Raw genomic sequence first — 26210 nt, forward strand, 5'->3', positions numbered from 1 at the left:
ACAAACTTGACCGGCGGGCCCAGACCCGCCGGCACCGGGGCAATCCTTCGATGCGCGGCATTCGCAAAAATCTGCTGACGGCCATGCTGCTCGGGCCGGCGGCCGCGTGGCTTGTCGTGTTCCTGGTGCTGCCGTTCATGGCCATCGCCGTCTTCAGCGTCGGCGAGCGGGCGCCGGAGGGCGGCTATCAGGCGGCCTTCACGCTGGCGCAATATGCCAATCTTCCGGCGCGGGCGACCGCGTTCTGGAACACGATGGTGCTGGCTCCGGTGGGCGCGCTCGCCTGTCTGCTCGTCGCCTATCCCGTCGCCTATTACCTCGCCCTGCGGGCGCCGCAGCGCTGGCGGTTGATCCTGCTCGCGCTGGTCGTCATACCGTTCTGGACCAGCCTTTTGATGCGTACCTATGCCTGGATGTACATTTTGGGCGGACGCGGCATCCCGGCGCTGCTCGCGCTTGCCGGCATCGAGGATGTCAGGCTGATCAACACGCCGGGCGCCGTCCTGCTCGGCATCGTCTACGGCTATCTGCCGCTGATGATCCTGCCGATCTATGTCAGCCTCGAGCGGCTCGATCGCCTCCTGCTGGAGGCCTCCGCCGATCTCGGCGCGACGCCGCTCTCCACTTTCTTGGGCGTGACCTTGAAACTGTCGCTGCCCGGCGTGATGACCGGCTTCTCGCTGGTGATGATCCTGCTGCTCGGCGAATACCTGATCCCGACGCTGCTTGGCGGCGGCAAGGTGTTCTTCATCGGCAATGCGCTGGTCGACCTGTTCCTGCAGTCGCGCAACTGGCCGTTCGGATCGGCCATCGCGATCACGCTGGTGCTGGTCTCGGTCGTGGTGCTGATTGCCGCCAACCGCATCTCGACCCGCGTCTCGGGCGCCCGCCGGGTGGATCTGATCTGATGCGCGCCTTCGTCATTGCCGTCTTCGCCTTCCTCTATCTGCCGATCGCACTGGTCGTGCTGTTCTCCTTCAACGCCGGTCACCACGCCAGCGAGTTCACCGGTTTTTCGGTGCAATGGTACGGCAAGGCGCTGGCGAACCCGTTCTTGGTCGAGGCGCTGAAGAACAGCCTGTTCATCGCCACCACCAGCGCCTTGCTTGCGGCGGTGTTCGGCACCGCGGCCGCGCTCGGCCTTGCACGCGTCGGGGTGCGGACCCGCGCCGTCTTCGACGCCTTGCTTGGAGCCGCAATCGTCGTTCCCGGCGTCGTCATCGGCATTTCGACACTGGTCGCGCTCGTCCAGCTGTTCGCCGTCATCAACCCGTTCCTCGCCTCGATCTGGCCGGACGATCAGCCGCCGCGCCTGTCGCTCGGCTATGGTTCGATCATCGCCGCGCACGGCCTGTTTTCGATGGCGCTGGTGACGATGATCGTCGGCACGCGCCTCGGCAGCCTCGACCGCAATCTGGTCGAGGCCTCGAGCGATCTCTATGCCACCCCGCTGACGACGTTCCGCTCGATCGTCCTGCCGCAGATCATGCCGGCCGTCGTCGCCGGCTTCCTGCTCGCATTCACCTTCTCCTTCGACGATTTCATCGTCGCCTTCTTCGTCGCCGGCGCGCAGACGACGCTGCCAATCTATGTCTTTGCGTCGATCCGGCGCGGGGTGACGCCGGAGATCAATGCCATCGCGACGATCGTGCTCGTCGCGTCCGTCCTGCTCGTGGTGCTTGCCCAATGGCAGCTGCGCCAGCGCAAGCTGTCAAACTGAAGGTCGCATCATGATCCTCGAAGACCGCATCGCCGTGGTGACAGGCGCCGGTTCCGGCATCGGGCGCGCCGGCGCCATGATCATGGCCAGGGAAGGCGCGGTGGTCGTCATCGCGGACAGGGATCGGACCAGCGGCGAGGCGACGGCTTCAGATATACGCGCCGCGGGCGGCCGGGCGGAGGCGGTCGCCACCGACGTCTCGGACGACAACGCGGTCGAGCAGCTCCTTGCCGGTACGCTCGACCGGCATGGGCGCATCGACATCCTGCACAATCACGCCGGCATCCAGGTCGGCGGCACGCTGACCGAGGTCGAGACCGGCGGCATGGACGCTTCCTGGCGGGTCAATGTGCGGGCGCAGTTCCTGGCGGCAAGGATCGTCATGCCATCGATGGTCGCACAGGGCGGCGGCGTCATCCTTAATACGGCTTCGAATTCAGGCGTGTTCTACGACCGCGAGATGATCGCCTATGCGACCTCGAAACATGCCGTGGTGGCGATGACCAGGCAGATGTCGCTCGACTATGCCCGCCACAATGTGCGCGTCAACGCGCTCTGCCCCGGCTGGGTCGACACGCCGTTCAATGGACCGTTCATCGCCCAGATGGGCGGACGCGAGGCAATCGAAGCCTATGTCCGCACCAAGATCCCGATGGGGCGCTGGGCCAGCGCCGAGGAGATCGCCGAGGCGATCCTCTTCCTCGTGTCCGATCGGTCATCCTTCATGACCGGCCAGGCGTTGGTGATCGACGGTGGCGAAAGCATCGGCTGAATCAGCCGTCTGGGCCTTCGGCCGATTGGTGAAAAGCGCCGTGGCCTGCGCGTTCTGGGCCAGAGCCGCGTCGCCGGCCGGCAGCGCCGAAATCAACTCTGACCGACAGTTCGGACCATGGTCCGACCGGCATGGGACTTCAGTACCGCAGCCGTTCAAAGACATAGGTTTCCTTTGAACATCAACAAGTTACTGTGCCGACAGGTTGCCCAGCTCTCTTATTGAGACAGTCTTTGTCCAAAGTTTACTGCGCATAATTAGCGGCTTCTCATACGAACTTACCATAGCAGCGGGCGCAGGGCGGCGTTTCCCGAGGAGACATCATGACAAACCGGAAAACTGTTTTCGCGGCGTTAGCCGCACTGGCGCTTCTGGCTTCTCCGGCGCTCGCCGAAGCCGGCGGCAACGGGCATAGCAATGGTGGTGGTCACAGCGGCGGCAACGGCAATGGCAATGGTGGCGCCCACGGCAACAGCGGCGCTGCGCACGGCAAGTCCTCGTCGGCCCGGGGGCAGGTAGCCAAGGCGACAACGGACACAATGACCACGGTCGATAAGAAGACAAAGGTCTCGTCCCTGCCCAAGGAAAAGAACCTCCACGCCAAGCTCGGCCGGCTGAACTCGCTCCAGCGCAACGTCAACGCCTATATGAATTCCAAGAGCAGGAAATTCGCTGCGCTTCAGGCCTTCGTGACGCAGTCGGCAAAAGCCAAGGTCGCACTAACTCAGCTGGATGCCCTGAATTCACAGCTGGACGCACTGACATCGCTGACGCCGGACCAGATCGCCGCCATGACCCCCGAGGAGCAGGCGGCCCTGCCTGGACAGATATCGGCTCTGCAGGACCAGATCGCCGCCCAGCAGGAAGTGGTCGACGCGGCGGCGGTCGGTACCGACCCGGCCACGCTCGATGCGGCGTTGACCGATATGGCCAACAAGCCCGTCGACGCCGAGGTCACCGCTTGGGCCCAAGGCGTCCTTGCCGGCAAGATCGACGAGACGGCCGCTGCCATGCAACCGACGCCGTAGCATCGCCAGCGACAACGGGGCAGCCGGCCTCACACGCGTTTGCGGCCAATCGCTTCGTGGCCGATGCCTTGTCCGATCACCTTAAGCTGCGGCGGCTGCCGGCATCTATGCCGGTGGTCGCCAATGTCTTTCGGCTGCGGCAATCGCTGCGCGAACATCTGAAAGCACTCGACCAGCTCGAAAGCCGGCAGTATTAGGTTACTGCCGATCTGCTTCGCGTCCATCTGCGGCTCTCGCAAACTGCGACCGCAAGCGGCCGGCCGCGGCGCTCCCGCGCCGTTCGGCATGATCAGCCGGCCGGAATGAAGAGGAAATAATTGACGCGTAAAGCCAGCCCGACCATCGCGCTGTTCCCCGAAGCAGGCTTCGGCGCGGCGCTGAATTGCGTCGGCATCGCGCGGGCCGTGCGGGGCCCCGCCTTCATCTTCCATGCCGGCCTTTCCGGCGTCTTTGCCGACAAGCTGCCGGCGCGCTTCATCGTCAATGTCGGCGGCCTGCGCGACGCTTACCGAGCGGTGCCCGACAATGTCTATCTCGGCGCCTGGTTTCCGCAGTCCTCGGCGGTGGCGAAGTTGGATTTGTTCATCCACCACGGCGGCAACACCGGCTTTTGCGAGGCGCTGCGCTTCTGTGTGGCGTCGCTGATCATGCCCTATTGCCGGGACGGCCACGACAATGCACCTCGCGCCGAAGAGACCGGCACCGGCGACCATATCGGCCGTGACGGCTGGACCGAAGGAGGATTGGAGAGAGCCATTCCCGGCCTGCTGGCCGACGACGCCATGCGCGCCCGCCTCAAGGGAAATGCAGCCAGATGGCGCTGACACCCAGAACGTGGCCGCGCAAGCCATACTCTCTCTAATACGGACTTGAACGAAATGCTTGAGAAGAACACGAATACCGCGCCCTTCAGCGATCCCAAGGCATGGTTGGCGCAGCACGGCATCAACGAGGTCGAATGCCTGGTGCCCGACATGAACGGCGTGCTGCGCGGCAAGGCGCTGCCGACGGCAAAATTCCTCACGGCGCTGGAAGACCGCGCGCTTTATCTGCCGAGCAGCGCCTTCCTGGTCAGCATAGACGGGCGCTATTCCGGTTCCATCGACGAGGGTTTTGCGTATTCGGACCCCGACATGCGCATGGTGCCCGATGTCTCGACGCTTTGCCTGGCGCCGGGCGCCGGCGCTGGCAAGGCCTACGTCTTCGCCGACGCCTTCCACATGGACGGCCGGCCATGGATGGCCTCGCCGCGCCATGTTCTGCGCGCCGTGCTCGATCTCTACCGGCAGCGCGGCTGGCGGGCGGTAGTGGCGCCGGAGCTCGAATTCTACCTGACCGCGCCCAATCCCGATCCCGACAAGCCGCTGACCGCGCCGACCGGCGGCAATGGCCGCGCCGAGGCCGTGCAGCATCCCTATGACATGGCGGCGCTCGAGGAATATGAACCGGTGGTCCGGCGCGTCTATGACTATGCGGAGGCGGCCGGACTGCCGCTCGACACGCTGATTCATGAATCGGGACCGGGGCAGTTGGAGATCAACTTCCTGCATGGCGACGCGCTGCCGCTGGCCGACAAGGTGCTGCTGTTCAAACGGCTGACGCGCCAGGCCGCCCAGCAAGACGGCATGTATGCGACCTTCATGGCCAAGCCGATCGCCGCACAGGCCGGCAGCTCGATGCATCTGCACATGTCAGTCATCGACGAGGCCGGCAACACGTTGTTTGCCGGCAGCGATGATGCCGATACCGCGATGTTCGGTTATTTCATCGGCGGCCTGCAAAAATACATTCCCGAAATCATGCCGCTGTTCGCGCCCAACGTGAATTCGTTCCGACGCGTTAGACCAAACCACAGCGCGCCGGCCAACATCGAATGGTCGCATGACAACCGTTCCTGCGGCCTGCGCGTGCCGGCCGGCGGGCGCGCCGCGCGGCGGGTGGAGAACCGGCTGCCGGGTGCCGATTGCAATCCGTATCTGGCGATCGCCGGCTCGCTTCTGGCCGGCTATCTGGGCGTCGAACAGAAGCTGGCGCGCTCGGCGGAAGCATCCGGAAATGCCTACAAGATCAAGAGCACGCTGCCGAAAACGATGGAGGAGGCGCTGGATCGTTTCGAGGCCTGTGAACCGGTGCGCAAACTGCTCGGCGAGGACTTCTTCCAGACCTATCTGCGCGTGAAAAGCGTCGAGCTCGACCTGTTCCAGAGCGTGGTGACGAGCTGGGAACGCGACCACCTGCTCTTGAAGGTGTGATCATGGCATCTTCAACGGGTTTCAATTCCGGTCTCGACATCGGCAAGTCCTACTATGTCGCCACGGCCAATCCGGCGCCGGACCATCCGGCACTTATCGGCGATGTCGAGGCCGACCTGGTGGTCGTCGGCGGCGGCTGCACCGGTCTGTCGGCCGCTCTTCACGCCGCCGAACGCGGCTTGAAGGTGGTGCTGCTGGAAGGCGGCAAGATCGGCTGGGGCGCTTCGGGCCGCAATGGCGGCCAGATGATCCCCGGCCTGCGCAAGGGCGCCAAGGGCCTGGTCAAGCTTTATGGGCCTGAACGGGCAAAGGCGCTGTTCGATCTCGCCTTCGAGGCGCGCAGCCTGGTGCTCGACATTATCGAGCGCCATACGATCGACTGCGATCTCAGGCTGACCGGCCATCTGGTCGGCGCGGTCAACGGCTCCGATCTCAGGGATTTGGAGGAAGAGGCGAAATGCCTCGAGAGCGTGATGAAATTCCGCGACCTCGAGATCCTGTCGGCGGCGCAGGCCCGGGCCAAGGTCGACACGCCCTATCACGGCGCGATGTACGAGCCGCTCGGCGGCCACATGCATCCCTTGAATTACACGCTCGGGCTTGCCCGCGCTGCAAGCGCGGCCGGCGTCGTCATCCACGAGAATTCGGTGGCCGTGCGGCTTGAGCGCGAGCCTTCGATCCGGGTCTCGACGTCAAAAGGATCGGTGCGCGCAAAGCATGTCGTGCTGGCTGGCGACGCGCTGCTCAATGGGCTGGAGCCGCGCGTCAACAGCCGCATCATGCCGGTCGGCAACTACATCGTCGCCACCGAGCCGCTGGAGGGCTCCCGCAACGTCATTCCTGCCAATGTCGCGGTGTCCGACACGCGCTTCGTCGTCAACTATTACCGCATGTCGGCCGACGGTCGCCTGCTGTTCGGCGGCGGCGAGCGCTACACGCCGTCGCCGCCGGCCGATATTGCCGGTTTCGTGCGGCCGCACATGGAAGGCACCTTTCCGCAGCTCAAGGGCTGCCGGATCGACCATGCCTGGGGTGGGCTGGTGTCGGTGACGACGTCGCGACTGCCGCATGTCGGGCACTATGGCGAGGTCTATTACGCGCACGGCTATTCCGGCAAGGGCGCCATCCTGTCGACGCTGTCGGGCAAGCTGCTCGCCGAAGCCATCACCGGCGACGCCTCGCGGCTGGACCTGTTCTCGACGCTGACCCCGATGCCCTTCCCCGGAGGCACGGCGCTGCGCGGGCCGCTCTATGTGCTGGGAATGCTGTGGTATGCGATGAGGGATCGGATGAAGCATTGAGCTCGCGGCCAACCGGCTGATCGTGGCGCTGCATCCAAGCGTGATTCGCCAGCAGGGCAGGAGAGCTGTGGCTGGGTGGTTAAGTTCGCGCAGGCGCTTGACGAAATGCCGGCGCCAAGCGAACCGAGCTACGACATTGCGCGACCTGCACGCGTCGCACCAAGGCGGCGCATGAGGGAAACGGGAGAGCTGACTGACATGGCCGAAGCCTATATCTGCGACTATATCCGCACGCCGATCGGCCGCTTTGGCGGCTCGCTGTCCTCGGTACGCGCCGACGACCTCGGCGCCATTCCGCTGAAGGCACTGATCGAGCGCAATGCCGGCGTCGACTGGCAGGCGGTCGACGACGTTGTCTACGGTTGCGCCAACCAGGCCGGCGAGGACAACCGCAACGTGGCGCGCATGGCGCTGCTGCTGGCCGGCCTGCCGAAGGAAATCCCCGGCTCGACCGTCAACCGCCTGTGCGGCTCGGGCATGGATGCGCTGACCATCGCCGCCCGTGCAATCAAGGCCGGCGAGGCCGAGCTGATGATCGCGGGCGGCGTCGAATCGATGAGCCGGGCGCCCTTCGTCATGCCCAAGGCCGAGACGGCGTTTTCACGCAATGCCGAGATCTACGACACCACGATCGGCTGGCGCTTCGTCAACCCGCTGATGAAGAGTCAGTATGGCGTCGATTCCATGCCGGAGACGGGCGAAAATGTCGCCGAGGATTTTTCGGTTTCCCGCGCGGACCAGGACGCTTTCGCGGTGCGCAGCCAGGACAAGGCCGTCGCCGCGCAGTCCAATGGCCGGCTGGCCAAGGAAATAACCGCGGTGACCATTCCGCAGCGCAAGGGCGATCCGGTTGTCGTCTCGAAGGACGAGCACCCCCGCGCTGGCACCACGATAGAGGCCTTGGCCAAGCTGCCGACGCCGTTCCGGCAAGGCGGCACGGTGACCGCCGGCAATGCCTCGGGCGTCAATGACGGGGCGGCGGCGCTGATCGTCGCTTCGGAAGCGGCGGCCAGGAAATACGGCCTGACGCCGATCGCCCGCATCCTCGGCGGGGCCGCCGTCGGCGTCGCGCCGCGCATCATGGGCATCGGCCCGGCGCCGGCGACGCAAAAACTGTGCGCACGGCTTGGCCTGACGCCAAAACAGTTCGATGTCATCGAGCTCAACGAAGCCTTCGCCTCGCAAGGCATCGCAGTGCTGCGCCAGCTCGGCATCGCGGTGGATGCGCCGCACGTCAACCCGAATGGCGGCGCCATAGCGCTCGGCCACCCCTTGGGCATGTCGGGCGCGCGCATCTCCGGCACGGCGGCGCTGGAGCTGCGCGAACGCGGCGGCCGCTATGCGCTGGCGACCATGTGCATCGGCGTCGGCCAAGGCATCGCCATCGTGCTCGAACGGGTCTGAACAACCGCTCTCCCGGCTAGTCCAGGAGAGTGGATATGATCGATCTGCCAAATTTGACCATGTGGACAAAAGTCCGGACCCGTTCCATAGTTCCTCGTCTGATTTTTAGAACGGCCGGCTCGACACGGCTGTCGAACAGAGGGGACTGCAATGGAAAACCGGAAGAACAAATCTCATTCAACGCGCGAAGGCCTTTCGCGGCGCAACGTGCTGGAGCTGGGCGCGCTTGGCCTGGCCGCCGCGATGCTGCCGGGCGGCGCCTTCGCCAAGGACAAGAAGCTGAAAGTAGCGGCGATCTTCGCCACGCCCATCGAGGAGCCGTGGGACAATCAGATCCATGTCGCTTTGCAGAAGGCCGAGAAGGAACTCGGCATCGAGTATAAATGGTCGGAGAAGGTGCAGACCGCCGACTTCAGCCGCGTCATGCGCGAATATGCACAGGGCGGCTATGAACTGGTGCTGGGCGATGCCTTCGCCGCCGAGCGTGAATCGCGCCGTACCGCCAAGCAGTTCCCGAAGACTGCTTTTCTGTTCGGCTCCGGCGCCGGGCCGGCGGAGCCCAATTTCGGCGTCTTCGACAATTGGATCCACGAGCCCGCCTATCTCTCCGGCATGATCGCCGGCAAGATGTCGAAGTCGGGCACGGTCGGCGCCGTCGCGGCGATGGGCATTCCGGAAGTGAACCGGCTGGTCAACGCCTTCTTCGCCGGCGCCAAGGAGGTCAATCCGAACATCAAGAAGAAGGTCGCCTTCATCGGTTCCTTCTTTGATCCTCCCAAGGCCAAGGAGGCGGCCGTCGCTCAGATCGACGCCGGCGTCGACGTCATCTATGCCGAGCGCTTCGGTGTCATCGAAGCGGCGGTGGAGAAAAAGATCTACGCCATCTCCAATATGTCCGACCAGTCGAGCCTTGGCCCCGACACCGTCATTACCGGCCCGGTCTGGGATATGTATCCCACCGTCGAACAAGCCATAAAACTGGTCAAGGCCGGCGTCTTCACGGCGCAGGACTATGGCGATTTCTCGCGCATGGCCAAGGGCGGTTCTCACCTGGCGCCCTACCATAAGTTCGACAAGACGCTGCCGGCCGAGGTCAAGGACATGGTCGAGAAGAAGAAGGCCGAAATCCTTGAAGGCAATTTCCGCGTCGACGTGGACGAGAACACACCGGTTTCGGATTGAGTTTCTCACCCTCCCGCTTGTAGGGAGGGTCGATCCGCGAAGCGGAGCGGGGTGGGGTCTTCGGCGCCGCACCCCCGTCTTACGATCTTCGCTTCGCTGCGATCGCAAACCAACCCTCCCCACAAGGGGGAGGGTGAAGCAGAGCCATCTCCGCAGGAGCGCCCTTGCCCGCCCCACTCATCGAAATGCACGGCATCACCAAGAGTTTCGGCGCCGTCAAGGCGAACGAAGCCGTCGACCTCAGCGTGGCGCCCGGCGAGATCCTCGGCTTGCTGGGCGAGAACGGCGCCGGCAAGACGACGCTGATGAACGTGCTGTTCGGCGCCTATGCGCCCGACGCCGGCGAGATCCTCATCCAGGGCCGGAAGGTGCGGATCACCAGTTCGGCCGATGCGCTGGCCGCGGGCATCGGCATGGTGCACCAGCATTTTCACCTGGCGCCACGGCTTACGGTGCTGGAAAACCTGCTTATCGGCATACCAGGCAAATCCGGGCGGATCGACCGCGCCGGCGGACTGGCGCGGTTGGCTGAAATCAGCCGCCAGCACGGGCTGACGCTCGATCCCAGCCTGCCGGTCTCGGCGCTGTCTGTCGGCGAGCAGCAACGTCTCGAGATCGTCAAGGCGCTGTTTCGCGGCGCAAAACTGCTGATCCTTGACGAGCCGACCGCGGTGCTGGCGCCGAGCGAAGTCGACGGGCTGTTTTCGGCCTTGCGGTCGATGGCGGCGCAGGGCCTGGGCATCATCTTCATCTCGCACAAGCTCAACGAGGTGCGCGCGCTCACCCATCGCTGCACGGTGCTGCGGCATGGCCGCGTCGCCGGCCGCGTCGACGATCCGGCCAACACCACGTCGGCGGAAATGGCGCGACTGATGTGCGGCCACGAGATCGTGCCGCCGGCCAAGGGGCCGTCGACGCCGGGGGCAGCGGTGCTCACTCTCGACGGCATTTCCACCTCGAGCCATTCGGGCACGCCGCTGCGCGATGTGTCGCTTTCCGTGCGCGCCGGCGAGATCCTCGGCATTGCCGGTGTCTCCGGCAATGGCCAGCGGGCACTGGCGGAGGTGATCTCGGGCGTGCGAGCCCCGGATGCCGGCCTGATGACGATTGCGGGACAGAAAGTGTCTCGCTTCTCGCCGCGCGAGGTGCAGGCGCTGGGCCTTGGCCGCATCCCGGAAGACCGCATGACGACGGGACTGGTTACCAATTTGCCGCTCGCCGATTCCATGGTGCTGCCGCGCATCGGCACCGCCGCTTTCAGCAGCAAGGGCCTGCTCAAGCCGGATGCGATCCGCGCCTTCGCCGAGGCGCAGATCAAGGCCTATGATATCAGATGCCCCGGGCCGATGACGCGCGCCGGCGCGCTGTCCGGCGGCAATCTGCAAAAAGCGCTTTTGGCGCGCGAGCTCGCCTTCGATCCGAAGGTGCTTGTCGTTTCGCAGCCGACGCGCGGCCTCGACATCGGAGCCGCCCGCTTCATTCATGAAAAATTCCTCGACATGCGCGCCAAGGGCTGCGGCATCATCGTCATCGGCGAGGATCTGGAAGAGTTGCTCGTGCTCTGCGACCGCATCGCGGTGATGTATGAGGGCCGCATCGCCGGCACGCTTCCCAGCGCCGAGGCGACGATCGCACGGCTGGGGCTGCTGATGACCGGGGCGGAGGGCCATAGCTGATGTTCCGCCTCGAAGTCCGCAGCTCGACGCCAGCCTGGTTCAACCTCGCATTGCCGCTGCTGGCGATCGGTGCCGCGCTGGTGCTGTGCAGCGGCCTGATCGCGCTGGCCGGCGCCGGCGTGCTCGAATCCTACGGCGTTATGTTCACGGCTTCGCTCGGCGACAGCTATGCGATCACCGAAACGCTGGTGCGCGCCGCGCCCATGATCTTCACCGGGCTGGCGGTGGCTGTCGCCTTCCGCGCCAAATTCTGGAACATCGGCGCCGAAGGGCAACTGCTTGCCGGCGCGGTGGCGAGCTGCTTCGTCGGCGCGATCCCGATGCCGGGACCGCTCGCCATGCTTTTGATGGCTCTGGCAGGCGCTGCGGCCGGTGCAGCCGTCGCGCTCGTGCCGGCAACACTGCGGGTGAAATTCAAGGTCGACGACGTCGTCAGTTCGCTGCTGCTCAATTCGGTCATCTATTACGCGCTGATGGCGCTGATCGAAGGGCCATGGAAGGATAGTTTCAGCGGCTATCCGATCTCGCCGCCGATTGAGGATTCGGCCAATTTTCCGGTGCTGATCGAGGGCACGCGGCTGCATCTCGGCGTCATCGCGGCGCTTATCGCGGCACCGCTGATATGGTTCCTGATCGTGCGCACCACGCTCGGCTTCCGGATCCGGGTGACCGGCGAGAATCCGGAAGCGGCCAGATATGGCGGCATCAATGTCCAGCGGGTGCTGCTCTCGACGGCGCTGCTCTCCGGCGCGCTAGCCGGGCTCGCCGGCGTCGGCGAGGTCGGCGGCGTGCATTTTCAGGTGATGAGCGACATCTCGCCGGGCTACGGCTATTCCGGCATCGTCGTTGCAATGCTGGCGCGGCTCAACCCGCTCGGCGTGGTGCCGGCGGCGATCTTCCTGGCTGCCGTGATGACCGGCGCCGAGGCGATGTCGCGCGCGACCGGCGTGCCGGCCTTCCTCAGCGATGTCATCCAGGGCACGGCACTGCTTGCCATGCTGGTGGCGCTGCTGTTCACCACCTATCGCATCCGCCGCGTCGGAGCCTCCCGATGAGCGCGGTGTTCGAACAGATCTTCCAGGTCGGCTTCTTGGCCGCCATCATCCGCATCGCCACGCCCTTGGCTTTCGCCACCCTCGGCGAAATGTTCTCCGAGCGCGCCGGCGTGCTCAATCTCGGGATCGAAGGCATCATGCTGTTGTCGGCGATGGCCGGCTTCACCGCCGCCAGCCTCAGCGGCAACCTGTGGCTGGGCGTCCTGGCGGCGGTGCTGACCGGCATGCTGATGGGGGCGCTGCATGCGCTGTTCACGGTGGCGCTGGGCTTAAGCCAGCATGTCTGCGGCATCGGCGTGACGCTGCTTGCGTCGGGTCTGGCCTATTTCCTCTACCGGCTGATCTTCGGCCAGCAATCGGTGCCGCCGAGCATCAAGGGTTTTCAGACGCTGCCGATCCCGGTCCTCTCCGAGATTCCCGTGCTTGGGCCGGCGGTGTTCAACCAGTTCGCGCTGGTCTACATGGCGATCCTGGCCATCCCGATCGCCGCCTTCGTGCTCTACCGCACGCCATGGGGGCTGTCGGTGCGCATGGTCGGCGAAAACCCGCGCGCCGCCGACTCCGCCGGCGTCAGCGTCATTGTCACCCGCTTCCAGGCGGTCATTCTCGGCGGGGCGCTGATGGGGCTGGCCGGCGCCTTTCTGTCGATGGCGCAGTTCAACGCCTTCACCTTCGGCGTCGTCTCGGGGCGCGGCTGGGTGGCGATCGCCCTGGTCGTGTTCGGCCGCTGGGACCCGTGGCGCTCGGCGGGCGCCGCGCTGCTATTCGCCTTTGTCGATGCCTTGCAGTTGCGCATGCAGGCGAGTGGTCTCGGGCATATTCCCTACGAGGCGTTCCTGATGCTGCCTTTCATCTTCACCATCGTCGCCATGGCGGTGATGTCGCGCAACGCGGTGGCGCCGTCGGCGCTGCTGAAGCCGTTTCGACGGGAAGAACGATAGACGAGTAGGGCTTGGGACGAAGACCCTGGACCTTTGGGACACCTCACATCGCGGTAAAACCATTGTCGACGAACAGATGGGCCCCGTTGACGAAGCTCGATTCGTCGCTGGCGAGGTACAGCGCCGCCTTTGCCACCTCTTCCGGTTCGCCGATCCGCCCCTGCTGCGCAGCCAGCGCCGCGTCGGAGACATCGACGCCGAGCTTGCCCAGATCGGCGACCTCGCGCAGCCCATGCGGTGTGCGGATGAAGCCGGGGCAGACGGCGTTGCAGCGGATGTTGCGGTCGCGGAATTCCACGGCGATGGCGCGCGCGAACATGTGACAGGCGCCCTTGGTGGTGTCATAGAGCACTTCGTTCGGCGTCGCCGCCACCGCCGAGATCGACGAGGTGCAGACGATCGAGCCGCCGCCGGCCGCGATCATGCCGGGCAGCACGGCGCGGGTCATCAGGAACATCGAGCGCACGTTGACGGCATGCAGCCAGTCCCATTCCTGCACGCTGGTCTCCAGGAACGGCTTTATCACGATGGTGCCGGCATGATTGAACAGGACGGTAACCGCGCCGAACTTCTCGGCCGCGCCCTTCACGGCCGCCTCGACCTGCGCCTCGTCGGAAACGTCGGCGACAAAATGCTCCGCGATTTGGCCGCGCGCCCGGATCGCCGCGGCGGTGGCTGCCGCCGCTTCGCCATTGCGGTCGATGATCGCCACCTTTGCGCCTTCCGCCGCGAACAGTTCCGAGGCCGCCCCGCCCATTCCCGTCGCGCCGCCCGAAACGATGGCGACCTTGCCGGCCAGTCTTGCTCCCATTTCCTTGCTCCTCCCAAATGTCCTTTGGACGATCTCGCATTGTCGCTCTGCCGCGATGCTATCCTGCCCGCGCGGGGCGGCCAATGCACGAATGGATCGGCAAGTGAAGTGCCGTCGAGCGCCGGAAGTGAAACCGATGCTGCCATGTCCGTCGATCACGTCGATGCCGCTCTGCAGCAACTCAGCGCCAGTTCTCACGGCGCTGTTAGAAAAAAATTCTGCGCATGGCCGAAAAATAGCAATCGACAAAGTCTACAACTTTTATAGATTAACCGGCGAGACGGAGGTCGACATGTCCTATATGCAGAACACCGAGACCCGCAGCAGCGGCCAGAGGCTGGCCAATGCCCAGAGCTTCCGCCCGGCCTATGCCGGTGCTTTCGCCTATGTCGTCTTTGCCCTTGCGTTCGTGTTCACCGGGGCTGTTGTTCTGGGCCTCATTCCCTGAGCCGTGGTCCGGCCAGGCTGACGACCCACCGCCTTCAGGCAATCGGAGTTGAATGAACCGGATCGCGGTGCGCCTTCGCGTGCGCCATTGATTCGTATTTGACCGCATCCGTGATTCCAGAGATGGAGGAGATGGCAATGCCGATCGAATTCACGCATGTGCCCGGCAAGACCTATCCTGCCGATAGCGCAGTTTCCTTTTTCTACGACTTTGCCGAGACGGCGACCAGGCTGGCGCTGATCGAGGATGGCGGTTTCCGCAACATCATCGTCGACGATCCGGCCGGCCTGCTGACCAATATGGATCTTGCCGCCCAGGTGCTGGACCGCAGCTCGTCGCTGGAAGTGGTCCTCACCCATTGGGCCGGCGTGGTCGAACCGACCGTGGCGGCGCGGCAGCTTGCCTCGATCGACGCCCGCAGCGGCGGCCGCCTCGCGCTCAGGATGATCAGCGAGCCGTTAAACGACGACGATGCCGAAGCGCGTCCGGTCGGACACGGTGTCCTCTGGCAGCGCATCGACGAATATCTGGTTCTGTTGAAGCGGCTATGGTCGAACGAGCAGCCTTTCGACCATGAAGGCGCGTTCTACAGCATCAAGGGCGGCTATGTTCCGCGCAAGGGGCCTCATGGTGCCGACCTCGTCATCCGCATGGGCGGGCAGTCCGGCACGGCACTGAAAGTGGCCGGCCGGCATGCCGACGTCTTCGAACTGGCGCCCGGTTCGATCGACGATGTCAGGCAGTTGATGGAGCGTGTGCGCAGCGCCGCCGCCGAACATGGCCGGGCCGCCAGACTGCGCTTCGCCCTTCCGGTCCGCATCCACCGGGGAGTTTCCTCGGCAGGGCACAAGGCGGTCGATGTCTCAGGCCCGCCGGCCCAGGCCGCCCTGTCGCTGCTTGCTTACGCGGCTCTCGGCATCGATGAATTCATGATCGTCGGTGTCGACACGCCGCGCGAGATCGCGACAGTCGGCCGCGAGACGATCGCGCTGCTGCGCAATTCGCTGGCGCGGCGTGAAAGCGGCGAGTTCCAGCATGGGGCTTTCGCGCAGCGCACGGGACTGGAAACACGGGCAACGGGCTGAACTGCGGAGAAATTTCCTTTCCAACCGCTCTGGCCTGCCGGAGGGTGCTATCCCTGGCGTGTCTATAACGTGCGAGGCTGCTCTGCGGTACCTAATCCTTTAACGCGCCTTGTTACCCAGCCGTGACAGGCCTTCAATGACTGCACCAGAATCCGCCAGCACGCCGAAGACGCCGTCTTCGACCGTCACCATGTGAAGGGCCGCCTCATGCGCCCGTCTGTCGCCGCTGGCGCAGGCGTCGGAGATCGTCAAGCACTGGAAGTTGCGATCGCAGGCTTCGCGCAGCGTCGTGTGCACGCAGACATCCGTCGTGCATCCGCAAAACAGAAGATGCGTGATGCCTCGCGCGCGCAGCACGAGCTCGAAATCCGTATAGGTGAAGGCGCCGTTGCAGGTCTTGTCGACGATGATGTCCTGCGGCGCGACGTCGATCTCCGGAGCGATCTGAAAACCCGGACCCGAACGAAGCAGGATCTCGGTGCCGTCGAGGCCGGCCCGCCTGCGGCGCCATTTCTCGTAAGGCGTCATGTCGGCCATGTCGGCCCGGTAGCCCTGCCTTGTATGGACGATGCTGACGCCCGCCTCGCGGGCAGCGGCGATCAGCCGGCTCACCGCGGGCAGGATCGCTCTCAACGGCGAGGGATCATATCCCTTCCTGGCGAAGTAACCCGTCGTCGACAGGAAATCCTGCTGCAGGTCGATCACGACCAGCGCGGTGTTCTCGGCCACCAGCCTGCCGTCATAGGGAAAGTCGAAGGGTGTCGCCTTGATCATGCGCGGTTTCCTGTTTCAGCGAAGACCTTAGAGCGGTTCATCGCTTCACGGAAACGCTTCCTTGCCTGAAATTCGAAGCGGCATCAGGCGTCACGATGTTTGTTGATGCAAAAACCCAACTTCATTGTTGACTAGTAAAGTCATGTTTCATAGTCAACCGGGCACGGTTGCCGAAAACCGGATTGATGACATGCCCGCAGCCGTACTGGAGACGGACCTTGACCGGAACTGACACCCAGACTGCTTTCCACATCGACGCGGTGCGCTTTGCCGTGGGCGAGCGGACGCTGCTCGGTCCGGTTTCGCTCGAATTGCAGTGCGCGCGCGTCTACGGGCTGATCGGCCACAACGGGTCCGGCAAGTCGACGCTGGTCAAGCTTTTGGCGCGCCAGCAGCCGGCAAGCTCTGGCGCCATCACCTTCGCCAGGCGGCCTTTGGCCCAGTGGGGTGCGCGCGAACTGGCGCGGGCGCTTGCCTATCTGCCGCAGACGACGCCGGCGGCGACCGGCTTGACCGTGCGCGAGCTGGCGGCGCTCGGACGTTATCCCTGGCATGGCGCGCTCGGCCGCTTCGGCCAGGACGACAGACGGCATGTCGAGGAGGCGCTGGCCCTGACCGACATGGCCGGCTTTGCCGACCGGCTGGTCGACGAGCTGTCGGGCGGCGAGCGCCAGCGCGCCTGGCTCGCCGTGCTGGTGGCGCAGGATGCCGGCGTCATGCTGCTCGATGAGCCTATCTCGGCGCTCGATATCGCCCATCAGGTCGAGGTGCTTGGGTTGGTCAGGGATCTCAGCCGCAAGCGCGACCTTTGCGTCGTCGTGGTGCTGCACGATCCCAACATGGCGGCGCGCTATTGCGACGAGCTGATTGCCCTGAAGGACGGCAGGCTGCTGACGCGCGGCACGCCCGGCGAAATCATGCAAGGCGATGTGCTCAACGGCATTTTCGGGGTCGAGATGGGTGTGTTCGCGCACCCCGTCACAGGCCAGCCCATCGGCTACGTCCAGTGACGCTTCAGCGCCACGGCGGGGGAGACCGGCGGCTGTGAGAACGAGGAAGAAGACGATGTCGAGAACCGGTTTTCTCGCAGCGCTGTTTGCATCCGCCATGCTGGCGGCCGCCAGCGCGCCGGCGCAGGAGCAGCCGGCAAGCGGCACGCCCGCTACCATTACGGCGCCAGCACCATCGCCGGCCGCGCCCGCCGCTCCCGTGGGAGCCCTAGCGCCTGCACAGCCGCAAGCCGGGGCCGGTACGGCGGCCGAGCCCTCGCCGGCGCTGAGCTTGCCGCATGATCTGTCGCCATGGGGCATGTTCATGGCTGCCGACATCATCGTCAAGGCGGTGATGATCGGGCTGGCCTTCGCCTCGCTCGTCACCTGGACGATATGGCTGGCCAAGTCGCTGGAAGTGCTTGCCGGCAAGCTTGGCGCTCGTCGCGCCGCGCGGGCCATCGGCAATGCCGCGACGCTGAAGCAGGCGAGCCGCGCGCTCGGCCGCAACGGCGGCACCGGCGCCCTGCTGGTGCGGGCGGCGGAGGAAGAAGCGGCACTTTCGGCCGGCGCGCTCGACCATGCCGGCGGCGACGGGCTGAAGGAACGGGTCGCCTCGCGCCTGACACGCATCGAGGCGGCGGCGGCGCGACGCATGTCGCGCGGCACCGGCCTGCTGGCGACGATCGGCTCGACCGCGCCTTTCGTCGGTCTGTTCGGCACGGTATGGGGCATCATGAACGCCTTCATCGGCATTTCGCAGGCGCAGACCACCAATCTGGCGGTGGTGGCGCCGGGTATTGCCGAAGCCCTTCTCGCCACCGCAATGGGGCTCGTCGCCGCGATACCGGCCGTCGTCATCTACAACGTCTTTGCGCGCTCGATAGCCGGCTACCGGCAGATCCTCGCCGACGCCTCGGCTGGCGTCGAGCGGCTGGTCAGCCGTGACCTCGATTTCCGCACGGTGGCGCCGGCAACGGCGCTGGCGGCGCAGTAGCGGGGCAAGACCATGGGCAGCCGCATCCGTCAGGCCATGGACGACGATCTCGAGGAAAGCCACGAGATCAATGTCACGCCCTTCATCGACGTCATCCTGGTGCTGCTGATCATCTTCATGGTCGCAGCGCCCTTGGCGACGGTGGATGTCAATGTCGACCTGCCGGGCTCGACCGCGACGCCGGCGCCGCGGCCGGAGACGCCGCTGTTTCTGACGTTGAAGGATGATCTCTCGCTGGCGATCGGCAATGACACCGTGCCGCGCCAGGTTTTCGCCGCCACGCTGGACGGCAGGACCAAAGGCGACAAGCAGGCGCGCATCTTCCTTCGCGCCGACAAGGCGGTTGCCTATGGCGACCTGATGGAGGCGATGAACCTGCTGCGCGGCGCCGGCTATCTGAAGATCGCCCTGGTCGGCCTGGAGGCTGCGCCCGCCGGCGGTGCTCCCGCAGCGGATCCAGGCGGAGCCGCTGGTCCATGACCGGGCAAGCGGCCGCCTCGCCCACGGTGGAGCTGTCGCGCCTCGGCTGGCGCGACCTCGGCCTGTGGGCGGTTGCGGCCGCGCTGGTGCTTGGGGCGCATGTTGCGGTCGCCTATGCGGTACAGAGCTTCACTCCGGTCGACCCGGCGGATGGCGGGCCGCCGCCGGCGCTGGCCATCGAGATGGCGCCGATGGTCGCGACGCCGGCCGTGCCCGAACAAGCCGCGATGTTGGACGCCGCTGTGCCCGACCAGGCCGAGCCGGTCGAGGACACCGAAAAGGCCGCCGAAGCCGAGCCCGAGAAAATGGCCGAGCAAGCGGAGCCCGTTGCCGAGCCGGATGCAACGCCGCCTGACACGACCGAACCGACTGAAACGACGCGGGCTGAGCCGGCCGACCAGCCCCCGCTTGAAGAGATCGTCCCTGACATGGTCGAGACGGTCGCGCCTGACGTCGTCGTGCCGCTGCCGCAGCCGAAGCCGGTCGAGACGCCCAGGGAAAAGAAATCCGTCCAGGCCAAGGTGAAAAAGCCCGTCGAGAAGCCCAAGCCGAAGAAGGATAAGGCGCCGCCGCCGAAGACGGTAACCGCCGCGAGCGCGGAAGCAAAGCCCGCCGCCAGGACAGCGGCGCCGAAATCGGCGTCCGGGGCGTCCGGCGTCAGCCCGGCCAAGTGGGAATCGCGGCTGCTGTCATGGATCAAGCGGCATACGCGCTATCCGAGCGCCGCGAAATCGCGACGCTCGCAAGGCAATGCGAACGTCACCTTCACGGTGGACGCCTCAGGCCGGGTGACGTCGGCGCGCGTCGTCCGCTCCTCGGGCGATCCCGACCTCGACCGCGCCGCGCTCGCCGTGCTGCAGGGCGCCACCGTGCCGCCGCCGCCGCCGGAGCTGGGTTCGCGCGTCAGCCGCACGGCGCCATTCGTATTCAGCCTTCGGAACTGATGCATGTCGCCCAAGACTGAACCCGGTTCAGGAGAAACGACATACACGGATCAAAGCAAGGTCGAACGGTCGGCCTACCGATAGCTCATCGACAGACACAGGGCCTCGACCTGCTCGAGGTAGAAGCGGCATCTCATGCGCAGGATCCTGAGGTTCGGATCGTCGGCGCCGTTGATCTCGATGGTCTGCATCATGAAGTCGAAATGGGCATGGAAGGCATCCACCGCCCCCCAGAGACTGTCGGCGTGCCAGGTGTCGGCTATCGCCGTGGAAACCAGTTGGCGCGCTTGAAGGCGCGCCGCATCCGGCGATGCCGGCCGGCTGGCGATCAGGGCATGGAGGCGGCTGAAGACACTTTCACCGGCATCGGCGCTTTTGATGGCTGCGATCATGTTCATTTGTGGGTTCCCCTCAGGTCGTCGTGCATAAAGGCCGGTTCGGCGGGCTGCGGGCGATCATTGCAGCGATCGCGGCGACATCGGCCGGCCGGCCTTGGATGATGTTGCCTCTGCGCCCGCGTGTTCCAACCAAACCAATAGGCCATCTCGATGCGGTCAAGCCGACGGCGGCCTTCCTCAAGGACGGCAGCAGGCCTTGCCGCGCACGTCCCGGGGCACGCCATTGCGCACCGAGATGATGGCTGCATCTGGCTATGCTCTCCTCGGCTGGACGCGATTGTCTTTCGCCTGCGTCCTGGGGTGCATCGAATTGCCGCTGAGCTGCGGATGCCTCGCCGGCCGGGCGCCGCGAAGGACGTCGAAGGCCTCGGCATAAGCCATGCCCAGCAGATAGGAGATCATGGGGAAACGGCTTGCTTCGGCCATCTGCACCAGCTCATTGGCCATCGACGCGATATATTGGAGACTATCGATCTCGGACTGGCGTAGGGATTGGTTGGCCACGTGCTGCTCCTGTGATGTGGTGGAATTCAGGGGACCCCCTCACCGGGCACTCTGAACATAATCAATCGGCTAATTGATTGACCGCGCTGCCAGGCGCGGATTGGTTTCCGGGATAGACAGGGTCAAGGCGTAGATGGGCGCGTCGGTGAGCCGGTCGAGGCCGAGCAAGCGCTTGATCGCCGAGTGGCTGAGCGCCGCGGTCGGGCAGGCCGACAGGCCGTGCCTGGTCGCTGCAAGCATCATGTTCTGGCCGATATGGCCAGCTTCGATCAGCACGACACGATAGGCGTTGGCGTCCTCATACTTCCACATGGTGCGGTCGAGCCTTGCGCAGAGCAGGACCAGGCAGGGCATGGGGTCGGCCCATTCCTGTCCGCCGACCAGCTCGGAGACTTTCGGCAGGTGGTTCGCCGAAATCCTTTCAAGATCGTGTCCGACAGCCGAGTAGTGATAGACGCCGGGCTCCAGCCCTTCCACCGCCGGCGCGACCACATAGGCTTCGTAGGGGTTTCTCGCGCCGCCGGAAGGGGTCATGCCCAGCGGCAGGGCGCCAACGCAGTTGCTGGTCTCGCCGGTGATGCCCATGCCCGCGAACAGACAGTCGGAAAGCTGTTTCGCGGTGATGGTGGGCGCCGCCGCCGTTCGGTTCGTGCGACGCTGCGCCATCAGGGCAATGAGTTCATTGTCGTCCAGCGCGTCCGGCAGCCGGATGGCCGCCGCGGAATTCCTGAGCACGAGGTCGGGCTGCACGGTGTGACCGGCGCGTTCGATCTGCCGTGCCTCCGCCTGTTCGATGGTCATGAACTCGCTGTCCTGGACGCAGAAATGCATCAGCGCGGTCGGAATGCCCCAGTTCCATTGTCCCGAGAATTGGCTCTCCTGTTCGGCCAGTTGCGACCCGGCGGTCACCAGTGCGGAAAAATCGAGCAATTGGGGGATGACGGCATCCAGCTCTGATCGCGACCATCCGTGGTCCCGCGCGATCTCCGCGGCGGATGCCCATTTGTCCCAGGATGCGAGAAGACCGATCACCTCGGAACTGCATTCGAAGACGCTTCTGGTCAGGAAATTGCACGCCGTGACCTTGTTGGCGCCGGGGTAGAAGACAAGCGTTTTTGCGGAGCGCATTTTCATGATGCCGAAAGCCGAATGCAGAAATGTCATTGCGAAGGCGAGGCGCCGACGAACAACCGTCGCCGGCGCCTCGGGCAGCTCAGCGCTTGTTGTAGTGCATGCCCTGCGAAAAGAAGACGGTCTGGGTGCCTGCGGCAATCGTCAGCTTCGGAGCAGCGTTCACTTTCTTCGCCATTTTCATCCCTTCCTGACCCCCAAATGGGATCTGTTGAAAAGATCCCCAAAACGGGATCCACGGGCGGAAGGTAAGATCGAAAGAGTTAATGGTTTGTTAAAATGGTAGTAAAACTGCATTAATCTAAATTATCTTTCTTAGCCCTAAAGTACAAAAAATCGATTTTACTCACATACGGAGTAGATGGCTGCCGGCATACGCTATTTCCGGATAGAGTTATTCTTATTTAGCGTAAAAAGGGAAGATTCTGACGCGATCAGCCCAGCCCCTCCCGAGCGAGGCTGACCACGAGGTGGTCGAGGCTCGGGTCGTCGAGCTTGACGACGTGCGCCATGCGGATCGCCTGCCGCGGGCCGATGGATACGTCCTGCCGCATGATGACCGACACGAAGGCCGGCCCGGCTTCCGTTAGAAGCATGGCCTTGCCAATCAGTACCGGTTCCGAGATGGGAGCCCACTGCACCGAGATCAGCGATGGTTCACCGGTCTGGCGGCGATTGACGCCGCTGAAGTAGATCCAGTTCAGGCGCGAGATCGCCACGCCATAATGATTGCCGCGCGCCCGCGCCCATGTCGTTCCCCGGCGCTCCGACCATCCGGTAACCCTTCGGAACGTCACCAGCTCGGCGTCGCGCCGCACGAAGGTCACCGACCGCATCAACAGGTCGGGGCGGGCCGGGATCGAAAAATAGGTGAAGTAGGTGCCGCCCGCGATCGACGGGGCGGGCGGCCGGATCATTTGGTTGAACAGGCTTTCGGAAATCGGTGGCAGGCCGCGAACCGCAGGCTTCGGCGCGCCCGGTTCCCGGTACAATTCGGCTTCGTCGATGCGGAAATAGTCGCAGATCAGCTTGGCTGTCGCTTTGTTCGGGACAGTCTGTCCCTGAAGGTAGCGTTCGAACTGCGTGCGATTGATGCCCAGTTCCCGGCATACCGCGCTTACCGAGGCATGCTCCTTACAGAGCCGTCTGAGATTTGCAGCGAGATACTCGCGAATTGACACGTTTTGCTTCCGCGGGCGGGTTCTTCATATCGACTTCCAAATCCGTATAGCGCCGTCAGCCGCCCCCACCGAAACGCCTTGCTACAACACACAGAAAAAACTGATTTGGTAATGTCACTCTAATGGGGTGGATTCCAAAAAAAATAGCGCGATTCCATAGCGATCACCGCCATAAGTCCAATTGACAGGCGTTTGCCCCGGAAGGCTCTCGCAATCTTTCATGATGGACCGAAAAGGGCGCCGGTGTCGTGACATTTCGCACCGTAGCCACCCGATGGGCTTCGCCTGTTGCAATGCGGCGAAGAGAAGAAATCGACTATCCCGCTGGTGGAGCTGAGGGGGATCGAACCCCTGACCTCGTCATTGCGAACGACGCGCTCTCCCAGCTGAGCTACAGCCCCGTCCAGCGGATGGCGCATTTATCGGGCACGGCAGTTTTCTGTCAAGGCGACGTTTTGCCGAAATCCTGGCGGCCGAAGCCTGCCCTTGCCGGTTTCGCGCGCAATGGCTACATGTCGGCAACAATTGGAGACCGGCATGCTCGCCCTCATTCAAACAATCGTCATGGCGCTCGACCTCTATTGGTGGATCATCATCATCTCGGCGATCTTTTCCTGGCTCTATGCCTTCAACGTCGTCAACTCGCGCAACCAGTTTGTCGGCAGCATCGGCAATATGCTCTACCGGCTGACCGAACCGGCGCTCAGGCCGATCCGACGTTTCATGCCGGACCTTGGCGGTATCGACATCTCGCCGATCATCCTGCTGCTGATCCTGTTCTTCCTCAGGCAGTTCCTGCTCACCACCGTGGCACCGCTGGTGCTGTGAACCCGATGCTCGCATGAGTGCCCCGTTCCGCATCCGCGAGAACGGCATCGAATTGTTCGTCCGGCTGACACCGAAGTCTTCCATGGACAGGTTCGAAGGCATAGAGAGATCGGCTGATGGGCGAAGCCATTTGAACGCACGGGTCCGCGCCGTACCCGAAAACGGCGCCGCCAATCAAGCGCTGGAGAAGCTGGCCGCCAAGACGCTTGGAGTGCCGGCGTCGGCCGTTTCGGTTGTCGTCGGCGGCACGGCACGGCTCAAGACGCTGCGCGTGACGGGTGAACCCCAGGTGCTGATGCAGCGTATCGAGGCGCTCAGTGCTTCGGCCTGAAGTTCAATCGCCCAGCGGCAAACGCGGATCGTCGACCTTCAGCGTGTTCACGCTCTGCTTGATGCGGCGCAAATTCTCCAGCACCTTCGGTCCGCGCGTCTCGGCTACCGACGTGACGATCATGTCGACGATCGCCAGCAGCGCATAGCGCGACGATGTCGGCTTGTAGATGTTGCCGTCCTCGAGCGGCTGCAAATGGATGACGGTGTCGGCGGCCCTGGCCAATGCCGAGTCCGGCGCGGTGACGGCGACCGTTGTGGCGCCATATTGCTGCGCGACCTGCACCGCTTCGATGACCGACCGTGCATAGCCGGAAACCGAGAAGGCGACCAGCGTGGTGTCGGGAGTTGCCACGGCGGCGTACATGCGCTGCAATTGCCCGTCGATCTGCGCCAGCACCGGCAGGCCCAGCCTGAACAGCCGGTTCTGCATTTCGGTCGCCATCATCGAGGAAATGCCGCCGGAGCCGACGCACAGCACGTTGCCTGACGTGGCGATGCGCGCGGCGACATCGACCAGAGTCGTCATGTCTAGGTTTTCGCTGGCGCGCTGGATGGCCGATATCGCCGCCTCGGTGATGGCCGATGCGATGCGCTGCTCGCGGGCGTCGCGGCTCAGCGGCTCAGGCGACAGATACTGTCCGCCAATGGCGATCGCCTGCGCCAGGTAGAACTTGAAGTCGCGCAGGCCTTCGCAGCCGAGATTGCGGCAGAAGCGGGTCACCGTCGGCTCGCTGACGCCGACGCGCGCGGCGATCTCCGAGATCGCCGCCTTGGAGGCGAAATCGAGATCGGACAGGACCAGGCCCGCCAGCCGACGATCCGACTTGGTGCCGTCCTGCGACATCAGTTGCAACCGGGTGATGATGTCGGCCGGTGTCTTCATGCCGTTGTCTTCACGCTTGTGCTTTCATAGAGGCAGGCCCGTCGCCTTCTCGAAAAGATGGATGTTGCGCGGCTCGACCGAGACCGGCAGGCGGTCGCCCGGCTTCACCTGCATCCGGTCGCGGAAGACGACGCGCACCGTATCGCTGCCGATGGCGCCGTAGACATGGGTTTCGGAGCCCGTCGGCTCGACGACGTCCACCTTGATGGTCATCGCGTCGGCAGCTTCGCCGATGACAAAATGTTCGGGCCGGATGCCGGCCTCCACCGCGCCGCCTGTCGGCACCTCTTTGCCGCCAAGCGCAAGCCTTCCGCCGCCGGTCGATTCGAACCAGCTGTTCGTGGCCGTCGTCTTGAGGGACCCGGAAACGAAACTCATCGACGGCGAGCCGAGAAAGCCGGCGACGAACTTGTTGGCCGGCCGGTCATAGAGCTCCAGTGGCGGTCCGACCTGCTGGATCCGGCCGCGATCCATCACCACGATGCGGTCGGCCATGGTCATGGCCTCGATCTGATCGTGGGTGACATAGACGACCGTCGATCTCAGTCTCTGGTGCAGCGCCTTGATCTCGGTGCGCATCTGCACCCGCAATTGCGCGTCGAGGTTGGATAGCGGTTCGTCGAACAGGAAGACCGAGGGTTCGCGCACGATGGCGCGGCCCATGGCGACGCGCTGGCGCTGACCGCCCGACAATTGCCGGGGGTAACGGTCGAGATAGGAGAACAGGTTGAGGACGCCGGATGCCTTCTTGACCTTGTCCTCGACCGCGGCGCGGCTCTCGCCGCGGATTTTCGGTCCGAAGCCGATATTGTCGGAGGCCTTGAGATGCGGAAACAGCGCATACGACTGGAAGACCATGGCGATGTTGCGCTGCTGCGGCGGCAGGTCGTTGGCGCGCACGCCGCCAATGACGAGATCGCCCGAGCTTATCGTTTCCAGTCCAGCCAGCATGCGCAGCAAGGTCGACTTGCCGCAGCCGGACGGGCCGACCAGCACGACGAATTCGCCGCTCTCGATGTCGAGGTCGATGTTCTCGAGGATGCTGTGCTGGCCGAAGGATTTCGAAAGGTCGCGGAACTGGACGTCGGTCATG

28 protein-coding genes, 1 tRNA gene and 1 pseudogene are annotated in these 26210 nt (G+C 64.5%); 20 read left to right on the plus strand and 10 right to left on the minus strand.

Features of this window, described 5'->3' with window-relative positions:
• The first annotated feature begins 50 nt into the window (after positions 1 to 50).
• From FJ942_RS10475 to FJ942_RS10490, 4 genes are all read left to right on the plus strand, one after another.
• Positions 51 to 908: an ABC transporter permease gene (locus FJ942_RS10475; protein WP_140897660.1), complete on the plus strand. Its 858-nt coding sequence runs from the start codon at positions 51 to 53 to the stop codon at positions 906 to 908.
• Positions 908 to 1720 carry an ABC transporter permease gene (locus FJ942_RS10480; RefSeq protein ID WP_140673908.1) on the plus strand — a complete coding sequence of 271 codons (813 nt, stop codon included), beginning with the start codon at positions 908 to 910 and terminating at the stop codon, positions 1718 to 1720. Before FJ942_RS10475 ends, FJ942_RS10480 begins: the two co-directional genes overlap by 1 nt.
• Positions 1721 to 1730: 10 nt before the next feature.
• Positions 1731 to 2492 (plus strand): glucose 1-dehydrogenase, encoded by a 762-nt coding sequence (locus FJ942_RS10485; protein WP_140492572.1) that lies wholly within the window; start codon positions 1731 to 1733, stop codon positions 2490 to 2492.
• A 323-nt stretch (positions 2493 to 2815) separates the two neighbouring features.
• Positions 2816 to 3520, plus strand: a complete 705-nt coding sequence (locus tag FJ942_RS10490) for a hypothetical protein (RefSeq protein ID WP_140897662.1) — start codon at positions 2816 to 2818, stop codon at positions 3518 to 3520.
• 29 nt (positions 3521 to 3549) lie between these two features.
• On the opposite strand, the gene FJ942_RS28480 is transcribed toward FJ942_RS10490, so the two are convergent.
• Positions 3550 to 3744 carry a hypothetical protein gene (locus tag FJ942_RS28480; protein WP_181167598.1) on the minus strand — a complete coding sequence of 65 codons (195 nt, stop codon included), beginning with the start codon at positions 3742 to 3744 and terminating at the stop codon, positions 3550 to 3552.
• A gap of 222 nt (positions 3745 to 3966) precedes the next feature.
• Here FJ942_RS28480 and FJ942_RS10500 point away from each other — a divergent pair.
• The 8 genes and pseudogenes from FJ942_RS10500 to FJ942_RS10535 form a co-directional block, all read left to right on the plus strand.
• Positions 3967 to 4344: pseudogene (locus FJ942_RS10500) on the plus strand (nucleotide disphospho-sugar-binding domain-containing protein); the annotation flags it as partial.
• A 54-nt stretch (positions 4345 to 4398) separates the two neighbouring features.
• Positions 4399 to 5772 carry a glutamine synthetase family protein gene (locus tag FJ942_RS10505; RefSeq protein WP_140524685.1) on the plus strand — a complete coding sequence of 458 codons (1374 nt, stop codon included), beginning with the start codon at positions 4399 to 4401 and terminating at the stop codon, positions 5770 to 5772.
• Positions 5773 to 5774: 2 nt separating this feature from the next.
• Positions 5775 to 7073 (plus strand): FAD-binding oxidoreductase, encoded by a 1299-nt coding sequence (locus tag FJ942_RS10510; RefSeq protein WP_181169877.1) that lies wholly within the window; start codon positions 5775 to 5777, stop codon positions 7071 to 7073.
• Positions 7074 to 7271: 198 nt separating this feature from the next.
• Positions 7272 to 8477: a 3-oxoadipyl-CoA thiolase gene (gene pcaF, locus FJ942_RS10515; RefSeq protein WP_140554814.1), complete on the plus strand. Its 1206-nt coding sequence runs from the start codon at positions 7272 to 7274 to the stop codon at positions 8475 to 8477.
• 150 nt (positions 8478 to 8627) lie between these two features.
• Complete coding sequence (locus FJ942_RS10520; RefSeq protein ID WP_140625395.1) at positions 8628 to 9659, plus strand: BMP family protein; 1032 nt, start codon at positions 8628 to 8630, stop codon at positions 9657 to 9659.
• A gap of 164 nt (positions 9660 to 9823) precedes the next feature.
• Positions 9824 to 11335 carry an ABC transporter ATP-binding protein gene (locus tag FJ942_RS10525; RefSeq protein ID WP_140897664.1) on the plus strand — a complete coding sequence of 504 codons (1512 nt, stop codon included), beginning with the start codon at positions 9824 to 9826 and terminating at the stop codon, positions 11333 to 11335.
• Positions 11335 to 12390 (plus strand): ABC transporter permease, encoded by a 1056-nt coding sequence (locus tag FJ942_RS10530; protein ID WP_140492557.1) that lies wholly within the window; start codon positions 11335 to 11337, stop codon positions 12388 to 12390. Before FJ942_RS10525 ends, FJ942_RS10530 begins: the two co-directional genes overlap by 1 nt.
• On the plus strand, positions 12387 to 13331 hold the full coding sequence (locus FJ942_RS10535) for an ABC transporter permease (protein ID WP_140524643.1): 945 nt from the start codon (positions 12387 to 12389) through the stop codon (positions 13329 to 13331). Before FJ942_RS10530 ends, FJ942_RS10535 begins: the two co-directional genes overlap by 4 nt.
• 43 nt (positions 13332 to 13374) lie before the next feature.
• Here the strand turns inward: FJ942_RS10535 and FJ942_RS10540 are convergent, their stop codons facing one another.
• Positions 13375 to 14142, minus strand: coding sequence for an SDR family oxidoreductase (locus tag FJ942_RS10540; protein ID WP_140492551.1), 768 nt, complete (start codon positions 14140 to 14142; stop codon positions 13375 to 13377).
• A gap of 292 nt (positions 14143 to 14434) precedes the next feature.
• On the opposite strand from FJ942_RS10540, the gene FJ942_RS10545 reads away from it, so the two are divergent.
• On the plus strand, positions 14435 to 14590 hold the full coding sequence (locus tag FJ942_RS10545) for a hypothetical protein (RefSeq protein ID WP_140492547.1): 156 nt from the start codon (positions 14435 to 14437) through the stop codon (positions 14588 to 14590).
• Positions 14591 to 14727: 137 nt separating this feature from the next.
• Complete coding sequence (locus FJ942_RS10550) at positions 14728 to 15675, plus strand: LLM class flavin-dependent oxidoreductase (protein ID WP_140513981.1); 948 nt, start codon at positions 14728 to 14730, stop codon at positions 15673 to 15675.
• A 99-nt stretch (positions 15676 to 15774) separates the two neighbouring features.
• Here the strand turns inward: FJ942_RS10550 and FJ942_RS10555 are convergent, their stop codons facing one another.
• Positions 15775 to 16449, minus strand: a complete 675-nt coding sequence (locus FJ942_RS10555) for an isochorismatase family cysteine hydrolase (RefSeq protein ID WP_140513982.1) — start codon at positions 16447 to 16449, stop codon at positions 15775 to 15777.
• Between the two features lie 218 nt (positions 16450 to 16667).
• On the opposite strand from FJ942_RS10555, the gene FJ942_RS10560 reads away from it, so the two are divergent.
• The 4 genes from FJ942_RS10560 to FJ942_RS10575 are packed head-to-tail and all read left to right on the plus strand — an operon-like array spanning position 16668 to position 19859.
• Complete coding sequence (locus tag FJ942_RS10560; RefSeq protein ID WP_246679763.1) at positions 16668 to 17459, plus strand: ATP-binding cassette domain-containing protein; 792 nt, start codon at positions 16668 to 16670, stop codon at positions 17457 to 17459.
• 55 nt (positions 17460 to 17514) lie between these two features.
• Positions 17515 to 18435, plus strand: coding sequence for a tonB-system energizer ExbB (gene exbB, locus FJ942_RS10565; protein WP_140897668.1), 921 nt, complete (start codon positions 17515 to 17517; stop codon positions 18433 to 18435).
• Between the two features lie 12 nt (positions 18436 to 18447).
• Positions 18448 to 18915 carry a TonB system transport protein ExbD gene (gene exbD / locus FJ942_RS10570; RefSeq protein ID WP_140662700.1) on the plus strand — a complete coding sequence of 156 codons (468 nt, stop codon included), beginning with the start codon at positions 18448 to 18450 and terminating at the stop codon, positions 18913 to 18915.
• Positions 18912 to 19859, plus strand: a complete 948-nt coding sequence (locus FJ942_RS10575) for an energy transducer TonB (RefSeq protein ID WP_140685394.1) — start codon at positions 18912 to 18914, stop codon at positions 19857 to 19859. Before exbD ends, FJ942_RS10575 begins: the two co-directional genes overlap by 4 nt.
• A 74-nt stretch (positions 19860 to 19933) precedes the next feature.
• Here the strand turns inward: FJ942_RS10575 and FJ942_RS10580 are convergent, their stop codons facing one another.
• The 5 genes from FJ942_RS10580 to FJ942_RS10605 form a co-directional block, all read right to left on the minus strand.
• Complete coding sequence (locus FJ942_RS10580; RefSeq protein WP_140685393.1) at positions 19934 to 20257, minus strand: hypothetical protein; 324 nt, start codon at positions 20255 to 20257, stop codon at positions 19934 to 19936.
• A gap of 252 nt (positions 20258 to 20509) precedes the next feature.
• The gene (locus FJ942_RS10585) at positions 20510 to 20761 is read right to left on the minus strand and encodes a hypothetical protein (RefSeq protein ID WP_140492525.1); all 252 of its coding nucleotides are present in this window, start codon (positions 20759 to 20761) and stop codon (positions 20510 to 20512) included.
• Between the two features lie 69 nt (positions 20762 to 20830).
• Positions 20831 to 21925, minus strand: a complete 1095-nt coding sequence (locus tag FJ942_RS10590) for a SagB/ThcOx family dehydrogenase (protein WP_246679765.1) — start codon at positions 21923 to 21925, stop codon at positions 20831 to 20833.
• A gap of 401 nt (positions 21926 to 22326) precedes the next feature.
• Complete coding sequence (locus FJ942_RS10600) at positions 22327 to 23073, minus strand: helix-turn-helix transcriptional regulator (protein WP_140897670.1); 747 nt, start codon at positions 23071 to 23073, stop codon at positions 22327 to 22329.
• A gap of 325 nt (positions 23074 to 23398) precedes the next feature.
• Positions 23399 to 23474: transfer RNA gene (locus FJ942_RS10605), tRNA-Ala, on the minus strand.
• A gap of 136 nt (positions 23475 to 23610) precedes the next feature.
• Here FJ942_RS10605 and FJ942_RS10610 point away from each other — a divergent pair.
• Together FJ942_RS10610 and FJ942_RS10615 are read left to right on the plus strand one after the other, a co-directional pair.
• Positions 23611 to 23901 (plus strand): YggT family protein, encoded by a 291-nt coding sequence (locus FJ942_RS10610; RefSeq protein WP_140897672.1) that lies wholly within the window; start codon positions 23611 to 23613, stop codon positions 23899 to 23901.
• Positions 23902 to 23914: 13 nt separating this feature from the next.
• Positions 23915 to 24232, plus strand: a complete 318-nt coding sequence (locus FJ942_RS10615) for a DUF167 family protein (RefSeq protein WP_140897674.1) — start codon at positions 23915 to 23917, stop codon at positions 24230 to 24232.
• Between the two features lie 3 nt (positions 24233 to 24235).
• Here FJ942_RS10615 and FJ942_RS10620 read toward each other — a convergent pair whose 3' ends face one another.
• Complete coding sequence (locus FJ942_RS10620; RefSeq protein ID WP_140492512.1) at positions 24236 to 25117, minus strand: MurR/RpiR family transcriptional regulator; 882 nt, start codon at positions 25115 to 25117, stop codon at positions 24236 to 24238.
• A gap of 24 nt (positions 25118 to 25141) precedes the next feature.
• Positions 25142 to 26209 (minus strand): sn-glycerol-3-phosphate ABC transporter ATP-binding protein UgpC, encoded by a 1068-nt coding sequence (ugpC, locus tag FJ942_RS10625; RefSeq protein WP_140524624.1) that lies wholly within the window; start codon positions 26207 to 26209, stop codon positions 25142 to 25144.
• Between the last annotated feature and the right edge of the window lies 1 nt (position 26210).

The organism is Mesorhizobium sp. B2-4-2, from assembly GCF_006442845.1.
GTDB lineage: Bacteria > Pseudomonadota > Alphaproteobacteria > Rhizobiales > Rhizobiaceae > Mesorhizobium.